The sequence below is a fragment of the Pseudomonas cremoricolorata genome (assembly GCF_000759535.1).
Taxonomy (GTDB): domain Bacteria; phylum Pseudomonadota; class Gammaproteobacteria; order Pseudomonadales; family Pseudomonadaceae; genus Aquipseudomonas; species Aquipseudomonas cremoricolorata_A.
Genome location: NZ_CP009455.1, coordinates 444747 through 462829, shown reverse-complemented (window position 1 = coordinate 462829; position 18083 = coordinate 444747). Strand labels below are relative to the sequence as shown.

Genomic DNA, 18083 nt, shown 5'->3' with positions numbered 1-18083 from the left:
TCATTCGTACAAGGTTTTTTATCATGACAAAGTTACTCCCCACCTCCACCGCCGGTAGCCTGCCCAAACCCATCTGGCTGGCCGAGCCGGAAACCCTCTGGTCGCCCTGGAAGTTGGAAGGCGATGCACTTGTGGAAGGCAAGCAAGATGCCTTGCGCGTATCGCTGCGTGAACAGCAGCAGGCGGGTATCGATATCGTCAGCGACGGTGAACAGACCCGTCAGCATTTCGTTACCACTTTCATCGAGCACCTGAGCGGCGTCGACTTTGCCCAGCGCGAAACGGTGCGTATTCGTGATCGTTACGACGCCAGTGTGCCCACCGTGGTTGGCCCGGTGGCGCGGCAGAAGCCGGTCTTCGTCGAAGATGCCAAGTTCCTCCGCGCACAGACCTCGCAGCCGATCAAGTGGGCGCTGCCTGGCCCGATGACCATGATCGACACCCTGTACGACGCGCACTACAAGAGCCGGGAAAAGTTGGCCTGGGAGTTCGCCAAGATTCTCAACCAGGAGGCCAAGGAGCTGGAAGCGGCGGGTGTCGACATCATTCAGTTCGATGAGCCGGCATTCAATGTGTTCTTCGATGAAGTCAACCAGTGGGGCATTGCCACACTGGAGCGGGCTATCGAAGGGCTGAAGTGCGAAACCGCTGTGCACATTTGCTATGGCTACGGCATCAAGGCCAACACCGACTGGAAAAAGACCCTGGGTTCGGAGTGGCGTCAGTACGAACAGGCGTTCCCGAAACTGCAACAGTCGAGCATCGATATCATTTCGCTGGAGTGCCATAACTCCCACGTGCCGATGGACTTGCTGGAGTTGATTCGCGGCAAGAAGGTCATGGTCGGCGCGATCGACGTCGCCAACCATACGGTGGAAACTCCGGAAGAAGTGGCCGCCACCTTGCGCAAGGCGCTGCAGTTCGTCGACGCCGACAAGTTGTACCCGTGCACCAACTGCGGCATGGCACCGCTGCCGCGTGAGGTAGCCCGTGGCAAGCTCAACGCCTTGAGTGCGGGTGCCGAGATCGTGCGGCGTGAGTTGTCGAATCGGTAGGCGAGGCGTTATGGAAACCGGGGTATGCACCCCGGTTCAGGCTTTCAGCGACCCAGGTTTCGCGGCAACCAGCGCCAGGCCAGCACCGCGACGCCCAGCGTCACCACCCCGCCGACTGCCATTGCCCAGTGCAGCCCTTGCACAAAGGCGACTTTCGCCTGCCAGGCCTGCACGTCATTCAGCCCGGCGTAGGCCAGGGTTTCGCTCAGTGTGCCGGCCTTGCCTGGGCCTTGCAGGCGAAACACCAAGGCGGCCAATGAACCCAGCAAAGCGATGCCCAGGGCGTTACCCAATTCGTTGCTGGTTTCGGCGATCGACCCTGCGGCGCCCGCGCGTTCACTGGGCACGGCAGAGACGGCGATGTCGGCCACCAGGCTGAATGACAGGCCGTAGCCGATGCCCGCAATCATCCCAGAGGCGATCCACACGCCCACGCCGCCGTCGGCGCGGACCAACAGCAGCAGCAACGCGCCGGCACCGATCAGGACATGGGTGGCGACCAGCGCTGCTTTGTGTCCAACGCGCTCGACGATACGCGCGCTACCGACGCAACTGAGCGTCAGCACCGCAGCGCCCGGCAGCGTCAGTAGCGCGGCCGTGAAGACATCATGCCCCAGCACCGCTTGCAGATAGACACCGCCCAGGTAGCCCGACGCCGACCACACCACCAGTGACAACAGACCCGTGACGATGGCCAGGGCGAAGCGCCGGTCGCGGAACAACGCCACGTCGAGCAATGGCATCGCCAGGCGCGTTTGCCGCCGCAGAAACATCACCAGCGCCAGCGCGCCCAGCACGCCGCAAACCGTGGGCACAAGCGCCAGGCCCTCGGCGGCGGTGCTTTTCAAGGCGTAGATGAACAACAAAATGCCGACGAACGACAACACCAGGCTCGCTCCGTCAAGGCGGGTTTGACCGCCCTGACGCACTTCGCGCAGCAACCACGGGGCCAGCAGCAGGAAGGCCAGTACCACCGGCAGGTTGATCAGAAATACCGCGCCCCAGGCAAAATGCTGCAACAGCATGCCGCCGATCAGCGGGCCGAGCGCGAAGCCGGCGGCGAAGGTTGCGGCGAACAGGCCAATGGCCTGGGCACGCTGGCGCGGGTCGGGAAACAACTCGCTGACGATGGCCAGCCCTGAAGGCAACAAGGTGGCGCCGCCGACCCCCATCAGCGCACGGCAGATGATCAGTTGCAGCGGGGTATTGACCATCGCGGCTCCTAGCGATGCCAGGCCAAACAACAGCGCTCCGGCCATCATCAGCCGGAGCCGGCCATAACGGTCGCCCAGGTTGCCGAAGGCGATCAGCAGCGAGCCGACCACCAGGCCATAGCTGTCGAGCATCCACAGGCTTTGCTCGGCAGTGGGCGACAGTGCGGCACTGAGCCGTGGCATCGCCAGGTACAGCACCGAACCGTCCATGGCCACCAGTAAAACGACCAGCAGAATCGAGCACAGCCCCAGCCAGGCCTTGCTGCGGTTCGGTAGAGGGGAATCGAAGATGACGGTGTGCATGACGAGGGCTCACAGGAAGGCGGCGGCGCTTGCTGGCACCGCTGCGGGCTAATATACTTTTTGTACATAAGTCACTTAACCTACATTTGGTATATAAGCATGTCAAGCCAATCCCGGAACCAGGACGATTCGGCATCGCCGCGCCGGCGACTGTCTCGCGAAGAGCGACTGCGACAACTGCTGGACGTGTCATGGCGGGTCATTGGCCAGGAAGGCACCGATGCCCTGACCCTCGGCCACTTGGCCGAACGGGCGGCGATCGCCAAGCCGGTGGTCTACGACCATTTCCGCACTCGCAATGGCCTGCTGTCGGCCCTGTATGAAGATTTCGATGTGCGCCAGACCGCCTTGATCGATGCCGCCATCGCCGCCAGCGGGCCGAGTCTGGAAGACAAGGCCGAAGTGATCGCCAGCAGCTACGTCGACTGCGTGCTGAGCCAGGGTCGGGAGATTCCGGGTGTATTGGCCGCCCTCGATGGCTCACCCGAGCTGGCGGCGGTGAAGCGCCGCTATCAGCAGGCGTTCATCGATAAGTGCCGTCGACTGCTTGCGCCTTACGCCGGCTCACAAGGCGTGTCACAGGCGGGGTTGTGGGCGATGCTCGGGGCCGCCGAGGCGTTGTCCCATGCGGCGGTCATTGGCGACATCGCTCAGGCGCAGGCCAGTGACGAGCTGCGCGAAACGGTGTTGGCCATGGTCGCGCGTAGCCGCTGAGGGCGTTGAGGCTGTGCTTGGGCTACAACTGAGACTGTTCCAAGCGAAAGGTGCAGTACTGCTTTGGTGCTAATGAGGTGTATTATCATTCGCCTTTTTCCCAGCACACCCTTCGCCATGTCCGACGCCATTGAACGACTCGCCCTACAGCGGCTGTACAGCGACCACCATGGTTGGCTGCACCGCTGGCTGCGCGGCAAGCTCGGTTGCCGCGAGCAGGCGGCGGACCTGGCCCAGGACACTTTCGTTCGGGTGATGACCCAGCGCCGCTTCGACGACCTGCGCCAGCCGCGGGCCTACCTGACCACCGTCGCCCGCAGCCTGCTGATCGACCTGTACCGCCGCCGTTCTTTGGAACAGGCCTACCTGGCGGCCCTGGCGGCGCAGCCCGAAGCGCTGGACATCTCGCCGCAGACGCGCAGCATCATCCTCGAGACGCTACTGCAGATCGATACGATGCTCGACGGGCTGTGCCCGCGGGCGCGGGAGATTTTCCTCCTGGCGCAGTTGGATGGCCTGAGTTTCGTCGAGATCGGTCGGCGTCTGGGGTTGTCGAGCAATACCGTGCGCAAGCACTTCATCCGCGCCATGGCCCAGTGCCTGTTGCTGGTCGAGGACTGAGCCGTGTCTGGCAAACCGAGCCTGCAGACCCTGGAAGCGGCGGCCTCGTGGTACGTGACCCTGTGCGAGCAGGGCGATGCGGCTCGCGAAGCGCATCGTCAGTGGCTGCAAAGCGACCCGGCGCATGCCTTGGCCTGGGCGCGGGTGGCGCGCTTGCAGGCGACCCTTGGCGGCCTCGAGGGCGGCATTGCCAAGGCCGCGCTGAACGGCGCCCAGGCCCAGCGCCGGCAGGTGCTCAAGGTACTGGCGCTGCTGCTGGCCGCTGGTGGCAGCGCGGCGCTGGGCTTGCCGTACTCACCGTGGCGCAACACCCTGGCCGACCTGCACACCGGGGTCGGTGAGCGACGCCACGTGATCCTGGCCGATGGCTCGCGGCTGGTGCTCAACACCGACACGGCGCTGGATGTGCAGTTCGACGCGCAGCAGCGCCAGTTGCGCCTGCGCCGGGGCGAGGTGTTGATCGAAACCGCTGCCGATTCACGACCGTTTCGGGTGCAGACTGCGGCCGGCAGCCTGCAAGCGCTGGGCACGCGCTTCATGGTGCGCAGCGATGAGGCCGGCACCCAGCTCAGCGTGTTCGAGCATGCCGTGCAGGTCAGCCCATTGGCCGCCGCAGAGCTGCGGGTCGAGGCCGGTCAGCGCCTCCTATTCAGCGCTACGCAGGTGCAACCGGTGCTGGCGCTGGCGGCCGGCGGCGATGCCTGGCTGCGCGGGCAGTTGATCGTCGCGGACTGGCGTCTGGATGCGTTCATCGCCGAACTTGCGCGTTATCGACCGGGGCGACTGGTGTGCGATGAGCAGGCGGCGGGGCTGCGTATTTCCGGGATATTCCAGGTCGACGACAGCGACGCGGTGCTGGCCAACCTCAGTGGCACCTTGCCGATACGGGTGCGCTGGATCAGCCGCTGGTGGGGGCGGGTCGAGCGGCTGCAGCCGGTGGCCTGACCGAATCGAAACTTTTTTGCAGCCAGGTGTTGTAGATTCTGATTCTCATTCGACAGAGACAGAGAGGCGCGCAGACGCCATCCTTCTGCCACTGGAGAATCGCACCGTCATGTCAGGCACCACCGCACCCCGTCACGCTCGCTTTCGCGCCTTGCCGCTGGCGCTCAGCACCGCCCTTGTCGCCAGTGCTGTCTCGTTCAGCGCGGTCAGCGTACCGGCCTGGGCGCAGACGCAGCAGAGCGAGTACCGCTTCGCCATTCCCGCTGGGCCGCTGGAAGATGCGTTGTCAGCCTATGGCAGTCAGGTCAAGGCAAGCATTTCCTACGAGCCGGGGCTGAGCCGTGGCCGCACCTCGCCGGGCGTGCAGGGCGTGTTCAGCGCGCAGGCGGCGCTCGATCGCCTGTTGCAAGGCACCGGGCTGCAAGCCGTCGCCCATGGTAGCGCCAGCTACACCTTGCTGGCCCAGGACAGCAGCGACACCGCGCTGCAACTGGGCGCGACCACGGTCGACGGGTTGAGCGATACGCTGGGCAACGTCAGTGAGGGCAGCCGTTCCTACACCGTGGGCCAGGTGTCGGTCGGCAAGGCGCCGCAGTCGATCAAGGAAACCCCGCAGGCGGTCAGTGTCATGACCCGCCAGCGCCTGCAGGACCAACAGCTCACCACCCTTGGCAAAACCCTGCAGCAGACCACCGGCATCACCGAATTCCAAGGCAGCATGACCAGCGCCGTTTACCTCTCGCGCGGCTTCGAGGTGACCAACTTCCGCCTCGACGGCGGCGCCACCCTGCGCCATGCCGCGTGGATGGAGATGGACACGGCCATCTACGACCATGTGGAGGTGCTGCGCGGCGCCGATGGCCTGTTCGCCGGCGCCGGTGAGCCGGGCGGCACCGTCAACCTGGTGCGCAAACGGCCCACGGCAACGCCCCAGGCCAGTGTCATGCTCTCGGCCGGCAGTTGGGACAACTACCGCCAGGAGCTGGACGTCAGCGGCCCGCTGGCCTTCGATGGCCGCCTGCGCGGGCGGCTGGTGGCGGTGAACCAGGACCGCAACAGCTTCATCGACTACGCCGGGGCCAAGCGCAAGCTGGTGTATGGCGTGCTCGAAGCCGACCTCGACGACGCCACCACGCTGTACGGCGGCATGACCCACGACAACCTGCGCGGCAGCGACCAGGATTACGGCCTGCCGCGTTATGCCACCGGCGAAGACCTCAAGCTGCCACGCAGCACCTACCTGGCCGGAGCGACCGATGTGCGCTACCTGACCAACAACACCTATTTCCTGCACGTGGACCGCCAGCTGAGCGACGCCTGGACCCTGAGCCTGGACACCCAGTACAACCGCCAGCGTGAGTACCGTAACGACTACAACTTCAACGGTGCCGTCGACCCGCAGACCGGCGGCGGGGTCTTCGCTGAAGGTGGCACGCAGCATTTCCCGAAAACCGAGAAGGCCATCGATGTCTCGCTCAAGGGCACGTTCGAGTGGTTCGGCCTGGAGCATGGCCTGACCGCCGGGTGGAACTGGACCGACAGCAAGGGCCGGGACGATACCGCCAGCAGCGGTGATGTCGTGGTCGACGACATCTTCAACTTCGACCCCAAGGATTACCCCTCCAACAAGGGGCGTTCGAGCCCGTTCGGTTACCTGACCCAGAACACCAAGACCGACGGCGTTTACGGCGCGTTGCGCCTGCAATTGGCCGAGCCTTTGCACTGGTTCATTGGCGGCAGCCTGAACAACTACCACTACAGCTACGACAACCTGACCTATGCCACTGGTAAAAGTACGCCGAACAAGGTCGAAGACACTCGGGTGTTTCTGCCCTACAGCGGCCTGACCTACGACCTGACCCCGGAGTGGACCGCCTACACCAGCGTGGCGGAAATCTACAAATCCCAGTCCGATCGCTACACCGGCCCACCCGGCGGTGGCACCTCGCTCGACCCGATCACCGGACGCAACTATGAACTGGGCATCAAGGGTGAACTGCTCGGCGGGCGTCTCAACACCTATGCCGCGGTGTACTACACCCAGCGCAACGGCTCGGCTTTGCGCGATCCGCGTTACCCGTATAGCTCCAACTCCACCACCGGCACCAGCTGCTGCTACACCGACGATGGCGAGGTGGTGAGCAAAGGCCTGGACTTCGAGGTCAGCGGTGAACTGGCCGAACGCCTCGAAGCCACCTTCGGCTACACCTACAACCACAACGAAAACAAGGTGTCCGGCGCAGCCTACAACTCGCTGACCCCGCGGCACCTGGCCAAGCTGTTCGCCACCTACCAGTTGCCAGGGGTGCTGTCGCAGCTCAAGGTCGGCGGCGGCGTCACCGCGCAAAGCGCCAGCTATGTGTCGGGCAGTGCCTTGCTGCGCGATGCCAACGGTGGCCTGACCGGTGACAGCGTCGACTACCGCTTCTCCCAGGCCGGCTACGCGCTGTGGAACGCCTTTGCCCACTACCAACTGGACGAGCACTGGAGCGTGGCCGGCAACCTGGACAACCTGTTCGACAAGCACTACTACTCCACCGTCGGTTACTCGGACTACGGCAACTTCTACGGCACCCCGCGCAACTTCACCGTCAGTCTGCGCGGCGAATTCTGATGCGCAGCCGGGCATGCACGCCACGCTGATGCCCGGCCTGATCTTCAGACTTCATTAAGAAACCTTCTCGATACTCCCGGCCCATGCCATCCACGGGAGTCATCGAGCATGCCCTGTCACTTTCGTTACCTGCCTGCCGCCTTGCGCGTGGTGTCCGCCCACGGCGAGACGCTCAGTGTTGCCCGGGTGCAACCGGCAACACCGTCGCGCCTGGCTTGCGAAACCTTCATCGCCGAGCGCTTCCGCTGCGCCCACGGCGCGCAGATCAGCCAGTTCATGCCCGAGCTGTTTGCCGTCACCGATGCAGACGGCGCACTGCATGCGGTAGCCGGTGCGCGGTTGGCCACGAATACGACGCTGTTTCTCGAACAGTATCTGGACGCGCCCATCGAGCGGCTGGTCAGTGAGCGCATGCAAGGCTTGGTGCGCCGCAGCAGCATTGTCGAGATCGGCAACCTGGCCGCCGCCGACACGGGCAGTGCGCGCCTGAGCATCGTCGTCCTGACCTACCTTCTGGCCAGCGCCGGGCTGGAGTGGGTGACTTTCACCGGCGCCGCCACCCTCACCAACAGCTTTCATCGCCTGGGCCTCGAACCCCAGGCGCTGTGCCTGGCCGACCCGCTGCGCCTGGGCGAACAGCGCCACGCCTGGGGTCGTTATTACCAGCAGCAGCCGCAGGTGCAGGTGGGCAACATTCGCGCCGGTTTCGCCCATTTGCGCGAGGCTGGCATTTTCGCCCGGCTGGGCCTGGACGCCGAAGGCGGGCAGGTGAGCCATGTCGCCTGAGCTGGAGCAGTTTCATCAGCGGCTGCGCGGCCATGCCCAACGCGACGCGGATGCCGTGGCGCTGCTCGGCGATCAGCGCAAGGTCAGTTACGCCGAGCTGCTGGATGAGGTCGAGCAGCGTCGCCTGCGCCTGCGCGAGCATGGCGCGAGGGTGGTGGCGTTGCTGCTGGACAATGGCGTCGAGGCGATGCTGTGGGATCTGGCCGTGCTGTTCGAGGGTCTGGCCTGCGTGACCCTGCCAGGCTTCTTCACCCCGGCGCAGCGCGCCCATTGCCTGGCGCGCAGTGGCTGCGACGTGGTGATCGCCGAAGCTGCCCTGGACGATGAGTTGCGTGCCGCCGGCTACCGCCCAGGGCCGTTCTGGCAGCGTCCGGTGGCAACCGGGCAGTTACTGCCCGGCACCGCCAAGCTGACCTTCACCTCGGGCACCACCGGCACGCCAAAAGGGGTGTGCCTGAGCGCCGCCAGCGTACTCGGCGTGGCCCAGGCGTTGCACCAGGCCAGCGCGGTCAATGCACCGCGCCAGCATCTGGCGCTGTTACCGTTGGCGGTGTTGCTGGAGAACATCGGTGGTTATGCCGCGTTGCTCGCTGGCGCGTGCCTCAGCCTGCCGAGCCTGCAACGGGTTGGCCTGCACGGTGCCAGCGGGGTGGATGCACCGCGCCTGTTCGCCCTGTTGGCCGAGTGCCAGCCCCATAGCCTGATTCTGGTGCCGCAGTTGCTGCAACTGCTGGTGCTGGCCGCCGAGCAGGGCGCCTTCGACCCGCGCCGTCTGCGCTTTGTCGCAGTGGGTGGGGCGAAGGTGTCGGCGTCTTTGCTGGCGCGGGCGCAGCACGTCGGGCTGCCGTTGTATGAAGGCTACGGTCTGTCGGAATGCGCCTCGGTGGTGTGTCTGAACCGGCCCAGGGCGCAGCGCCCCGGCAGCGTCGGCCTGCCGTTGCCCCATGTGCAGGTGCGCCTGGCCGACGACGGCGAGGTGCTGGTCCAGGGCGCCACGCTGTTGGGTTACTTGGGTGAGCCGGCGCCGGCCGAGGGCTGGTGGCCGACCGGTGACCTCGGCTGGTTCGACGCCGACGGCTACCTCTACCTGCGTGGGCGCAAGAAACATCAGTTCATCACCAGTTTTGGGCGCAACGTCAATCCGGAGTGGGTCGAGGCCGAACTGAGTCAGGGTGGGGTCATCGCCCAGGCCCTGGTGCATGGCGAAGCGCAGGCGCACAACCACGCCTTGCTCTGGCCGCACGACCCGGCCATTGGCGACCAGCACCTGGCCGAGGCCGTGGCCCAGGCCAATCAGGGGCTGCCCGATTACGCCCAGGTCCACCGCTGGAGCCGCCTGAGCGAACCGTTCAGCACCGTCAACGGCTTGCTCACCAGCAACGGCCGTCTGCGCCGCGACGCCATCATCGAGCGCTATCGCCCGCTGCTCAGCCCCACCCTGCCCACCGAGGACATCACCCCATGAGCTTTTTCGAAACCTTGCAACACGCCACCCGCCGCGAGCGCCAGACCCTGTTCACCTTGCCGATCATCAGTGATGCCCTGCAAGGCCAGGTCAGCCTCGACGCTTACCGCGGCTTTCTCACCCAGGCCTATTACCACGTGCGCCACACTGTGCCGTTGATGATGGCCTGTGGTGCGCGACTGCCGGCGCGGCTGGAGTGGTTGCGCGCTGCGGTGTGCGAATACATCGACGAGGAATACGGCCACGAAGCGTGGATTCTCGACGACCTGCAAGCCTGCGGCGGGGACCCGCAGGCGGTGCGTGACGGCACCCCGGCGCTGCCCATCGAGCTGATGGTGAGCTTTCTCTACGACCTGATCGCCCGGGGCAATCCGGTGGGGTTGTTCGGCATGGTCAATGTGCTCGAAGGCACCAGCATCGCCCTGGCGACCCAAGCCGCCGGCAGCGTGCAGAACCGCCTGGGCCTGCCCGATACGGCGTTCCGCTACCTCAATTCCCATGGCGCGCTGGACGTCGAGCACATGCAGACCTACCGGCGCTTGATGGACCAACTGCAAGACCCGGCCGACCACGCGGCGGTGATTCACGCCTCCAAGGTGGTGTATCGCCTGTACACCGACATGTTCCGTGGCCTGCCGCGGGTCGAGGAGCCGGCCCATGCGCTGGTCTGAAGCGCGGGTGGTGCTCACCGGTGCCAGCGGCGGCATTGGCCTGGCGATTGCCGAAGGCTTGTGCGCGGCCGGCGCCCAGGTGCTGGCGGTGGCCCGACACGAACAGGCCTTGCAAGGGCTGCTGGCGCGCTACCCGCAACAGGTGCAGTGGGTCCAGGCCGACCTCACCCGCGCCAGCGATCGCCAGCAGGTGGTGCAGGCCGCGCAGCGAGCTGGCGGCTGCAACCTGCTTATCAACGCCGCCGGGGTCAATCGCTTCGCCTTGCTCGAACAGCTCGACGACGCCGAGGTACAGACGATGCTGGCGCTGAATGTCGCCGCGCCGATCTGCCTGACCCGCGCGCTGTTGCCGCAACTGCGCATGGCCGGGGAGGCGAGGGTGGTGAACGTCGGCTCGACCCTGGGCTCGCTGGGCTACCCCGGCTACGCCACCTACAGCGCCAGCAAATTCGCCTTGCGCGGCTTTTCCGAAGCGCTGCGCCGCGAGTTGGCCGATACCCAGGTGAACGTGCTGTATGTTGCCCCGCGGGCCACTCGCACCAGGATGAACAGCGCCGCTGCTCAAGCCCTGAACGAAGCGCTCAACAGCGGCGTGGACGAGCCGCAGGTGGTGGCCGCTGCGGTATTGCGGGCGATTGCCGGCGGGCGCCGCGAGCTGTTTCTAGGCCGCCCGGAACGGCTCTTCGTGGGCCTCAACAGCGTGCTGCCGAAACTGGTCGACTGGGCGCTGCGCAAGCAGCTGCCGTTGATTCGCCGGTTGAGCCAGAAACCCGCCGTGGACGCAGCCGAACCTTGAGCGCGGCTGAGCCTGTACTTTTCCAGGGATCGCTTCTACCTTCAGCAGCGCCCGGCCAGGGTTGCCAGGCGCTGCTGGCCGACAAGACTGACTGAGCGAGGCGCGGGTGCGGCTACTACTGATCGAAGATGACGTCGCCCTCGGTGAGGGCATCCACCAGGCGCTGCGTCGCGAGGGCTATACCGTCGACTGGCTGCACGACGGCAGCAGCGCGCTGCATGCCTTGCGCAGCGAAAGCTTCGACCTGGCCGTGCTCGACCTCGGCCTGCCCAAGCTCGACGGCCTGGAAGTGCTGCGCCGCCTGCGCCAGGGCGGGGCGGCGCTGCCGGTGCTGATTCTCACCGCCCGCGATGCCACCGAAGACCGCATCGCCGGGCTCGATGCCGGCGCCGACGATTACCTGGTCAAGCCGTTCGACCTGGCCGAACTCAAGGCGCGTCTACGCGCGTTGTTGCGCCGCAGTGCCGGGCGCGCCAGCGCCCTGATCGAGCACGCCGGCATCGTCCTCGATCCCAGCAGCCAGCAGGTCAGCTACCAGGGCCAGCCGGTGGCGCTGACCCCCAAGGAATACCAACTGCTGCACGAATTGCTCTCGCCGCCGGGGCGGGTGATGTCCCGCGAGCGCCTTACCCAGTTGCTCTACGGCTGGAGCGAGGAGGCCGAGAGCAACACCCTGGAAGTGCACATCCACCATTTGCGCAAGAAGTTCTGCGCCGAGCTGATTCGCACCGTGCGCGGGGTCGGTTATCGGCTGGAACCCAAGCGATGAGCTCGATCCGCCGCCGCACCCTGACCCTGATCATCGGCCTGCTGCTGGGCGGACTGCTGATCATCAGCCTGCTCAACCTGCACGACAGCCGCCATGAAATCGCCGAGGTGTACGACGCGCAACTGGCGCAGAACGCTCGCCTGCTGCAAGGGGTGATGCGCATGCCGGTGGCCGTGGGCGAGCAGGCGGCGCTGTACCAAGCCTTCAACAAGGCGTTGGGCGAGGCCGCACCGAAGCTCGACGGGCATCCCTATGAGCGCAAGATCGCCTTTCAGGTCTGGAACGAGCAGAACGCGCTGCTGGTGCAGACCGCCAGCGCGCCGCGCTTCGAGCGCCCGCCAAGCGAGCCTGGCTTCAACGATGTCACCGACCTCAAGCACCGCACCTGGCGCGGCTTCGTCTTGCTCGATACCCAGCACCAGTTGCGCATCTGGGTCGGCGAGCGCGACGACGTGCGCGCCGACCTGGTGCAGCGCATCGTGCGCCACACGCTATGGCCCAACGTCATCGGCAGCCTGATTCTCGCGGCGCTGGTGTGGCTGGCCATTGGCTGGGGCCTGCAACCGCTGGCCGATCTGGCGAGCACGCTGCGCGCCCGGCATGCCGGCTCGCTGGAGCCCTTGCACCTGTTGCCGCTGCCCAGCGAACTGGAACCGATGCAGTCGGCGCTCAACCGCATGCTGGCGCAGATCGAGCAGGTGCTGGCGCGCGAACGGCGCTTCATCGCCGATGCCGCCCACGAGATGCGCACACCGCTGGCGGTGCTGCGGGTGCACGCGCAGAACCTGCTGGAAACCGGCAGTGCCGAGCAGCAGGCGCAATCGCTGCATTACCTGATCAGCGGCGTCGACCGCACCACCCGGCTGGTCAACCAGTTGCTGACCATGGCCCGCCTCGAACCCCGTGCCAGCAGCGCCGCGTTGCCTGCCGTGGATTTGCAGGCCAGCGTGCGCGAGAGCCTGGTGCAGCTCACCGCCTGGCTGCTCGACAAAGGCCTGGAACTGGAGTTCGATGTGCAGCCTGGCGATTACCATGCCAGCGTCGATGTCGGCTGGGTCACCATCGCCCTGCACAACCTGCTGAGCAACGCCGCCCACGTCTCGCCGCCCGGCGCCACCCTCAGCGTGACGCTGAGCAGCGCGCCGAGCCATTTCAGCCTGAGCGTCGCCGACCGTGGCCCAGGCATCGCCGAGGCAGACCGCGAGCGGGTCTTCGAACGCTTCTTCAGTTCAGGCAACGACCAGGGCGTGGGCCTGGGCCTGACCATCGTGCAGACCATCGCCGAGCGCCTGGGGGGCGATGTTCGCCTGGACAACCGCGCAGACGGCGGCCTGACCGCCACTCTGCGCATCGCCCGGCGCTGAGCGGCTACAGCGAACGCAGAAAGCCCATCAGCAGTTCGCGTTGCGCCGCTGGCAAGGCGCTGAAGCGCTTGCGGGCGGGTCGTGCTTCGCCGTCGTGCCAGAGGATCGCTTCTTCCACAGTGCGCGCGCGCCCGTCGTGCAGGTAACCCGCGCCGGGGGTAATGACTTCGCCAAGGCCCAGGCCCCACAACGGCGCGGTGCGCCATTCACGGCCGCTGGCCTGGTAGTCGGGGCGATGGTCGGCCAGCCCTGCGCCCATGTCGTGCAGCAGCAGGTCGGTGTAGGGCTCGATCGCTTGCTGCGACAACGCCGGGTAGTTGGGGTGCTGGCCGGTGGTCAGGCGCGGGACGTGGCATTGCCCGCAGCCCAGCTCGCTGAACAGTTGTTCGCCTTGTTTGATCGGCGCGGCGTCGCGCTGTCGCCGAGGCGGTGCGGCCAGATGCGCGAGGTAGAAGTGCAGGGCGCTCAGGCGCTGGGCATCCAGCTCGGGCTGCGGGCCGCGTTCGGCCTGTTGGCACTCGGTCTGCGCTGGCGTGCAGTTCTGCTGGGGATACAGCGCCGTGGTGATGCCCAGATCACCGTGCAGGGCGCTGGCGATTTGTTGCGCCAGGTCAGGCTGGTTGGCCTTGAGGCCGAAGCGACCGACTTCCAGGCGCTGGCGCTCGACGCTCCACACCCAGTTGACCCGCCCCGCAACACCGTCCGCCTTGGGCGCTGCGGCCAAGGCCTGCAAGGTTTGCGCATCGACCGCTTCGAGCAGCCCCAGGCCGAACACCGCGCTGCCGACCCGTGCCGAGGTCTGTACGCCGTCCAGTGTGCCGTAGGCCAGTTCGCTGAAGCGGATGCGCGGCTCGCGCAGCTCGACGCGCTGGCCGTCGCCGAGGGTGACCTCGCTGTACTGCCAGTCTAGGTGCGCGCGACCCTCGCCGGGCACGCCGGGAATGCCGTTTTCATTCAACTGATCACCGTATAGCGGGTGCGGCAGCACGCCACCGTGGGCATCCTTGCCCGGCACCGAGAGGCGCACCAGCATGCTGCGCATCGGCGCCTCGGGCTCACTCGGCGCCTGGCCGCGACCATTGCGCGGGTGGCAGGCGATGCAGGTGATGCGGTTGTACAGCGGCCCCAAGCCCTGCGCCGACTCATCGGCCGAGGGCGCGACAACCCAGGCCTGACGAAACAGACCGCGGCCTTTGAAGAACTGCTCGAGCTGGGCATCGCTGGCTAGCGCCGGCAGCGGCTGGGCGAAGGCTTCGCGCGGCACCTGGGCGTGCCCTCCGGCGCTGAGCAGCAGGCCCAGGCCGAGCAGGGCGCAGCGCGTGTTCACAGGCCCATGGCCTCAAGCAAGCGCTGCGCCTCGGCCTGCCGCTGGGCGCTGTAGAACTGCCAGGCGATCTCTTGCTGGCCCAACGGTTCCTGCTCACTGGCAGGCACATTGCCCATGCCCGCCGAGGGGCGCGTGGCGAACAGCGCGAGCAACGCCGGCGCTTCGGCGGCGCTGGCGCTCAACGGCGGTTGGTTGAGGCAGGCGCGCACGGCGCTGAGGTCATGCCCGGCGGCTTCCCCGGCGTGAATCCGCTGCCACAGCGCATTGAGGCGCTCGTGGGGTTGGCCGGGCCACTGCACGAACAGCGAGGTGACCAGCGCCAGACGCTCGGCACTGCTGTTGCGGTAGGCGAAGTCGCCTCGTTGCGCGCCGCGGAATGGGTTGGGGTAGTGCGCCGGCAGGCTGCGGTAGACCTCGGGGCGTACCGGCAGCTTGCGGATTTCCGGGTCGGCCAGCAGCTGTTGCCCAGCGTCAGAGAGCACGAAGCGCACGAAGGCGCGCGCGCCGTCAGGATGCTTCGCGCCCGCGCTGATGGCGATGTGCGCCGGATTCAGGCCGCCATGGCGCGGGTAGGTGAAGCGTACCGGTTGGCCATTGCTGATCGCCGAGGCGACGAAGAAGTCGATCGATAGCCCCAGCGCCGAGCGACCGCTGGCCACCTCATCGCTGACCAGGCTGCCGCCGCGGCTGACCAGCCTGGCGCGTCCGGCCAGCTCGCTCCACAGCGCCCAGCCGCGTTCCCAGCCGTAGGCTTGCAGCACGATATCCAGCAGCACCGGCGCATAGCCGACCCGGGCCGGGTCGGGCAGGGCGATGTGCTCGCGCAGGCGTGGGTCGAGCAGCTCAAGCCAATCCTTCGGCGTCGCCACGCCCAGTTCCCGCAGGCGCTGCGGGTTGCTGGCAAAACCGTAGCCGGCGAGTTCGGTGGCCTGGTAGCGCGCCTGCGCATCGCGCAACGGCGTGGCGCCAATGCGCGCCGGCAGGCCACGCAGGTCGACGCCCAGCGGTTGCCAGGCGTGCTCTGCCGCCAGGCGCTCGAAGTTGCCCGGCGACGGCGCCCAGTACACATCGACGCCGCCTTGTTCGGGCTGGCGCAGCCAGGGCAGGGCATCGTAGCCCTGACGCCAGAGGATCTGCACGCGCCACTGCGGATGAGCCTGGCTGAAGGCGTCCTCGAAGCGGCTCATGACTTCTTCCGGGTAGCTGGTCATGACCACCACCGGTTCGGCGGGCGCAGCCAGCGCGCTCGCCGAGCACAGGGCCAGCAGCCACGGCCTAAAACGGCGCATTGAACTGCACGAACAGGGTTCTGCCCGGCTCCGGATAGCCTTCGCTGTAGCTGTACAGGCGGTCGAAGAGATTGCGCACGCCGGCTTCCACCTTCACGTCGTTGCTGAAGCGGTAGCCGCTCTTGGCGTTGTAGACCGCATAGCCGCTGGAAGTCTGCAGACCGTCCGAGGTGTTGTAGCGGCGTGAGGCGGCGTCGACGCTGAAGGTGTGCTGCCAGGCATCGAGGTTCCATACCGCCGAGGCGAACAGGTTGTGGCGGGGTGTGTCGATCGGGTGCAGTTCGGGATTGCTGCGGTTTTCCCGGTCGAGGTAGGTATAACTGGCGCCCAGTTCCCAATCGCCGACTTCGCCGTTCAGGCCCAGTTCGTACCCGCGGTTACGCGCCTTGGCGATGTTCTGGTACTGGCCGCAAGGGGCTGCGCAGTTGTCCTGGGCCGGCACCGTGACCTGCTGGATCGAGTCGTCGATATTGCTGACGAACAACGCGGCATCCAGGCGCCACTGCGGCGTCAGCGCGCCGCTGTAGCCCAGCTCGTAGTGGGTGGCGCGTTCGGATTTCAGGTCGGGGCTTGGAATCACCGTGCCGAAGCGCGTCGAGTAGCGGTCCTTGATGGTGGCGAAGCGGGTCTTGCGCGCCACGGTCAGGCGTACCTGGCCGTCGTGGTCGAACAGCGGCTGGGTGTTCATGAACAAGCCGAGCTGGCCATTGACCGCGTCGTCGCTGCCGGTGGGTTCGTCGTACAGCGTCTTGATCCGCGGCGAGCTGGCGTTGGTGCCGTAGTTCTCGGCGTCGAGACTCTTGCGGTAGTTGTACGACACGCCGCCGACCAGGCTGAACACCTCGTTCAGGCGCAGGGTGTCTTCGAACGCCAGCGATTGCGTCTGGTCGCGGAAGTGGGTCTGCGGGTCGCCGCCATCCCGTGAGCGGTGAATGTCTTCCTTGAAGTGGTAGGCGATGCCTAACCGGTTGGCCTCGGTCACGGCCAGATCACCCTCGACCGAGAAGCCGCTGGACTCGTCGTCGTACTTGCTGGGGAAACCGTTCTGCAGTGCGCCAACCTGGCCCAGGTCGTACTGGTAGCTTTCCAGCGAGTTCTTGAAGGTGTCATGGAAGACCCGGGTCTTCAGGCCATGCTCGCCAAAGCGGGTGTTGGTGCTCAGGTACAGGCTGGTCTTGTCCCACTGCGGCCATTGCCACCAGCGCTTGCGCTGGCCGGTGGTAGGCAGCTCGCCAGCGTAGGGCGGCTGGCCTTTGCGGCCTTGCTGTTGCACGTAGCCGAGCACGTACTCATCGCCTTCGACCGGGGTGAAGCCGAGCTTGAAGCTGAACTTGCCATCGCGGCGCTGACTGTTCTCGCGGCGGCCATCGCCCTGCTGCAGGTTATTGGGGCGGAAATCGTCCGAGAGCATGGTGTAGTCGTAGTCCACGTACGACACGCCACCCTGCATCCACCAGTTGCCCTGGTTGCTGCCCAGGTTGGCGTAGCTGCGCCAGGCGTTGGGGTTGCCGTGGTCGGTCATCTCCAGGCCGCCGCCGACTTCACCTTCGAAGGCTTCGCTGGGGCGGCGGGTAATCAGGTTGATAGCACCGCCCAGGGCGTTGGGGCCGTACAGCAGCGACGAGAAACCCTTCGACACCTCGATGCGCGACAGGTCATAGGTGGTGAAGCGACCCAGGTCGATGTTGCCGTCGTACGGCACGTAGGTGGGAATACCGTCGATGAACACCGGCACTTGCAGGCGATCGAAGCCGCGCACTGAAACCACTTGCTCGGCGCGACCACCGATGTAGCCAAGATTGACCCCCGGAGCCAGGGCCAGTGCCTGGCCGACTGTTTCGCGGTCGAACTGGCGAATGTCCTTGAGCTCGAGGGTGGTGCTACCGGTGGCGAGCTTTTCGTCTTCCGGCGCCGAAATACGGATTTCGCCGAGGGTGAAAGCGGGGCTATCGGCGAGGGCGAAGGGCGCGGCGCTGGCGACGATGGCCAGGGTCAATGCCCGAGAAGGTGCAACGTTCATGACAACTCCTGTCGTGCATGCCACCGTGTTCGGCGGCCTTATTATAAATTTTTGGATATAGCGACCTGTGCGCGCGCCTAGGGAACTTCATCAGCCTGATCAGGCAGGCTGAGTGGGTGCTATTAGGTGC

The 18083-nt window shown here is 66.1% G+C and carries 15 protein-coding genes; 11 read left to right on the top strand and 4 right to left on the bottom strand.

The features are described 5' to 3' along the window. Positions 1-23 precede the first annotated feature (23 nt). Positions 24-1055, top strand: a complete 1032-nt coding sequence (locus LK03_RS02105) for a methionine synthase (protein WP_038410869.1) — start codon at positions 24-26, stop codon at positions 1053-1055. A 44-nt stretch (positions 1056-1099) separates the two neighbouring features. On the opposite strand, the gene LK03_RS02100 is transcribed toward LK03_RS02105, so the two are convergent. Beyond that, positions 1100-2572, bottom strand: a complete 1473-nt coding sequence (locus tag LK03_RS02100) for an MFS transporter (protein WP_049870408.1) — start codon at positions 2570-2572, stop codon at positions 1100-1102. A gap of 99 nt (positions 2573-2671) precedes the next feature. On the opposite strand from LK03_RS02100, the gene LK03_RS02095 reads away from it, so the two are divergent. From LK03_RS02095 to LK03_RS02050, 10 genes are all read left to right on the top strand, one after another. Beyond that, the gene (locus tag LK03_RS02095; RefSeq protein WP_038410868.1) at positions 2672-3286 is read left to right on the top strand and encodes a TetR/AcrR family transcriptional regulator; all 615 of its coding nucleotides are present in this window, start codon (positions 2672-2674) and stop codon (positions 3284-3286) included. Between the two features lie 117 nt (positions 3287-3403). After that, positions 3404-3907: a sigma-70 family RNA polymerase sigma factor gene (locus LK03_RS02090; protein WP_038410867.1), complete on the top strand. Its 504-nt coding sequence runs from the start codon at positions 3404-3406 to the stop codon at positions 3905-3907. A 3-nt stretch (positions 3908-3910) separates the two neighbouring features. After that, complete coding sequence (locus LK03_RS02085) at positions 3911-4852, top strand: FecR domain-containing protein (RefSeq protein ID WP_038410866.1); 942 nt, start codon at positions 3911-3913, stop codon at positions 4850-4852. Between the two features lie 109 nt (positions 4853-4961). Then, positions 4962-7466 carry a TonB-dependent siderophore receptor gene (locus LK03_RS02080; protein ID WP_049870407.1) on the top strand — a complete coding sequence of 835 codons (2505 nt, stop codon included), beginning with the start codon at positions 4962-4964 and terminating at the stop codon, positions 7464-7466. A gap of 108 nt (positions 7467-7574) precedes the next feature. Further along, positions 7575-8252 (top strand): thermostable hemolysin, encoded by a 678-nt coding sequence (locus tag LK03_RS02075; RefSeq protein ID WP_038410865.1) that lies wholly within the window; start codon positions 7575-7577, stop codon positions 8250-8252. Beyond that, entirely contained in the window at positions 8242-9717 is a 1476-nt protein-coding gene (locus tag LK03_RS02070) for an AMP-binding protein (RefSeq protein WP_038410864.1), read from the top strand. The genes LK03_RS02075 and LK03_RS02070 overlap by 11 nt, the downstream gene beginning before the upstream one ends. Next, positions 9714-10388: a TenA family transcriptional regulator gene (locus LK03_RS02065; protein WP_038410863.1), complete on the top strand. Its 675-nt coding sequence runs from the start codon at positions 9714-9716 to the stop codon at positions 10386-10388. Before LK03_RS02070 ends, LK03_RS02065 begins: the two co-directional genes overlap by 4 nt. Beyond that, complete coding sequence (locus tag LK03_RS02060) at positions 10375-11184, top strand: SDR family oxidoreductase (RefSeq protein WP_038410862.1); 810 nt, start codon at positions 10375-10377, stop codon at positions 11182-11184. Before LK03_RS02065 ends, LK03_RS02060 begins: the two co-directional genes overlap by 14 nt. Before the next feature lie 106 nt (positions 11185-11290). Continuing rightward, positions 11291-11953 carry a response regulator gene (locus tag LK03_RS02055; protein WP_038410861.1) on the top strand — a complete coding sequence of 221 codons (663 nt, stop codon included), beginning with the start codon at positions 11291-11293 and terminating at the stop codon, positions 11951-11953. Further along, entirely contained in the window at positions 11950-13317 is a 1368-nt protein-coding gene (locus tag LK03_RS02050; protein ID WP_038410860.1) for a sensor histidine kinase, read from the top strand. Before LK03_RS02055 ends, LK03_RS02050 begins: the two co-directional genes overlap by 4 nt. A gap of 4 nt (positions 13318-13321) precedes the next feature. Here LK03_RS02050 and LK03_RS02045 read toward each other — a convergent pair whose 3' ends face one another. From LK03_RS02045 to LK03_RS02035, 3 genes are read right to left on the bottom strand one after another with little or no spacing between them, the layout of a single operon-like run. Then, positions 13322-14644, bottom strand: a complete 1323-nt coding sequence (locus LK03_RS02045; RefSeq protein ID WP_240478640.1) for a di-heme oxidoredictase family protein — start codon at positions 14642-14644, stop codon at positions 13322-13324. Continuing rightward, the gene (locus tag LK03_RS02040; RefSeq protein WP_081951529.1) at positions 14641-15933 is read right to left on the bottom strand and encodes an ABC transporter substrate-binding protein; all 1293 of its coding nucleotides are present in this window, start codon (positions 15931-15933) and stop codon (positions 14641-14643) included. Before LK03_RS02040 ends, LK03_RS02045 begins: the two co-directional genes overlap by 4 nt. Continuing rightward, entirely contained in the window at positions 15920-17953 is a 2034-nt protein-coding gene (locus LK03_RS02035) for a TonB-dependent receptor plug domain-containing protein (protein ID WP_038410859.1), read from the bottom strand. The genes LK03_RS02040 and LK03_RS02035 overlap by 14 nt, the downstream gene beginning before the upstream one ends. Between the last annotated feature and the right edge of the window lie 130 nt (positions 17954-18083).

What these genes read in the sequence shown, in the direction of transcription:
- LK03_RS02060 (WP_038410862.1), top strand. Translation starts at nt 10,375, where the DNA reads ATGCGCTGGTCTGAAGCGCGGGTGGTGCTCACCGGTGCCAGCGGCGGC.
- LK03_RS02035 (WP_038410859.1), bottom strand. Translation starts at nt 17,953, where the DNA reads ATGAACGTTGCACCTTCTCGGGCATTGACCCTGGCCATCGTCGCCAGC.
- LK03_RS02040 (WP_081951529.1), bottom strand. Translation starts at nt 15,933, where the DNA reads ATGCGCCGTTTTAGGCCGTGGCTGCTGGCCCTGTGCTCGGCGAGCGCG.
- LK03_RS02105 (WP_038410869.1), top strand. Translation starts at nt 24, where the DNA reads ATGACAAAGTTACTCCCCACCTCCACCGCCGGTAGCCTGCCCAAACCC.
- LK03_RS02100 (WP_049870408.1), bottom strand. Translation starts at nt 2,572, where the DNA reads ATGCACACCGTCATCTTCGATTCCCCTCTACCGAACCGCAGCAAGGCC.
- LK03_RS02050 (WP_038410860.1), top strand. Translation starts at nt 11,950, where the DNA reads ATGAGCTCGATCCGCCGCCGCACCCTGACCCTGATCATCGGCCTGCTG.
- LK03_RS02065 (WP_038410863.1), top strand. Translation starts at nt 9,714, where the DNA reads ATGAGCTTTTTCGAAACCTTGCAACACGCCACCCGCCGCGAGCGCCAG.
- LK03_RS02095 (WP_038410868.1), top strand. Translation starts at nt 2,672, where the DNA reads ATGTCAAGCCAATCCCGGAACCAGGACGATTCGGCATCGCCGCGCCGG.
- LK03_RS02075 (WP_038410865.1), top strand. Translation starts at nt 7,575, where the DNA reads ATGCCCTGTCACTTTCGTTACCTGCCTGCCGCCTTGCGCGTGGTGTCC.
- LK03_RS02070 (WP_038410864.1), top strand. Translation starts at nt 8,242, where the DNA reads ATGTCGCCTGAGCTGGAGCAGTTTCATCAGCGGCTGCGCGGCCATGCC.
- LK03_RS02080 (WP_049870407.1), top strand. Translation starts at nt 4,962, where the DNA reads ATGTCAGGCACCACCGCACCCCGTCACGCTCGCTTTCGCGCCTTGCCG.
- LK03_RS02090 (WP_038410867.1), top strand. Translation starts at nt 3,404, where the DNA reads ATGTCCGACGCCATTGAACGACTCGCCCTACAGCGGCTGTACAGCGAC.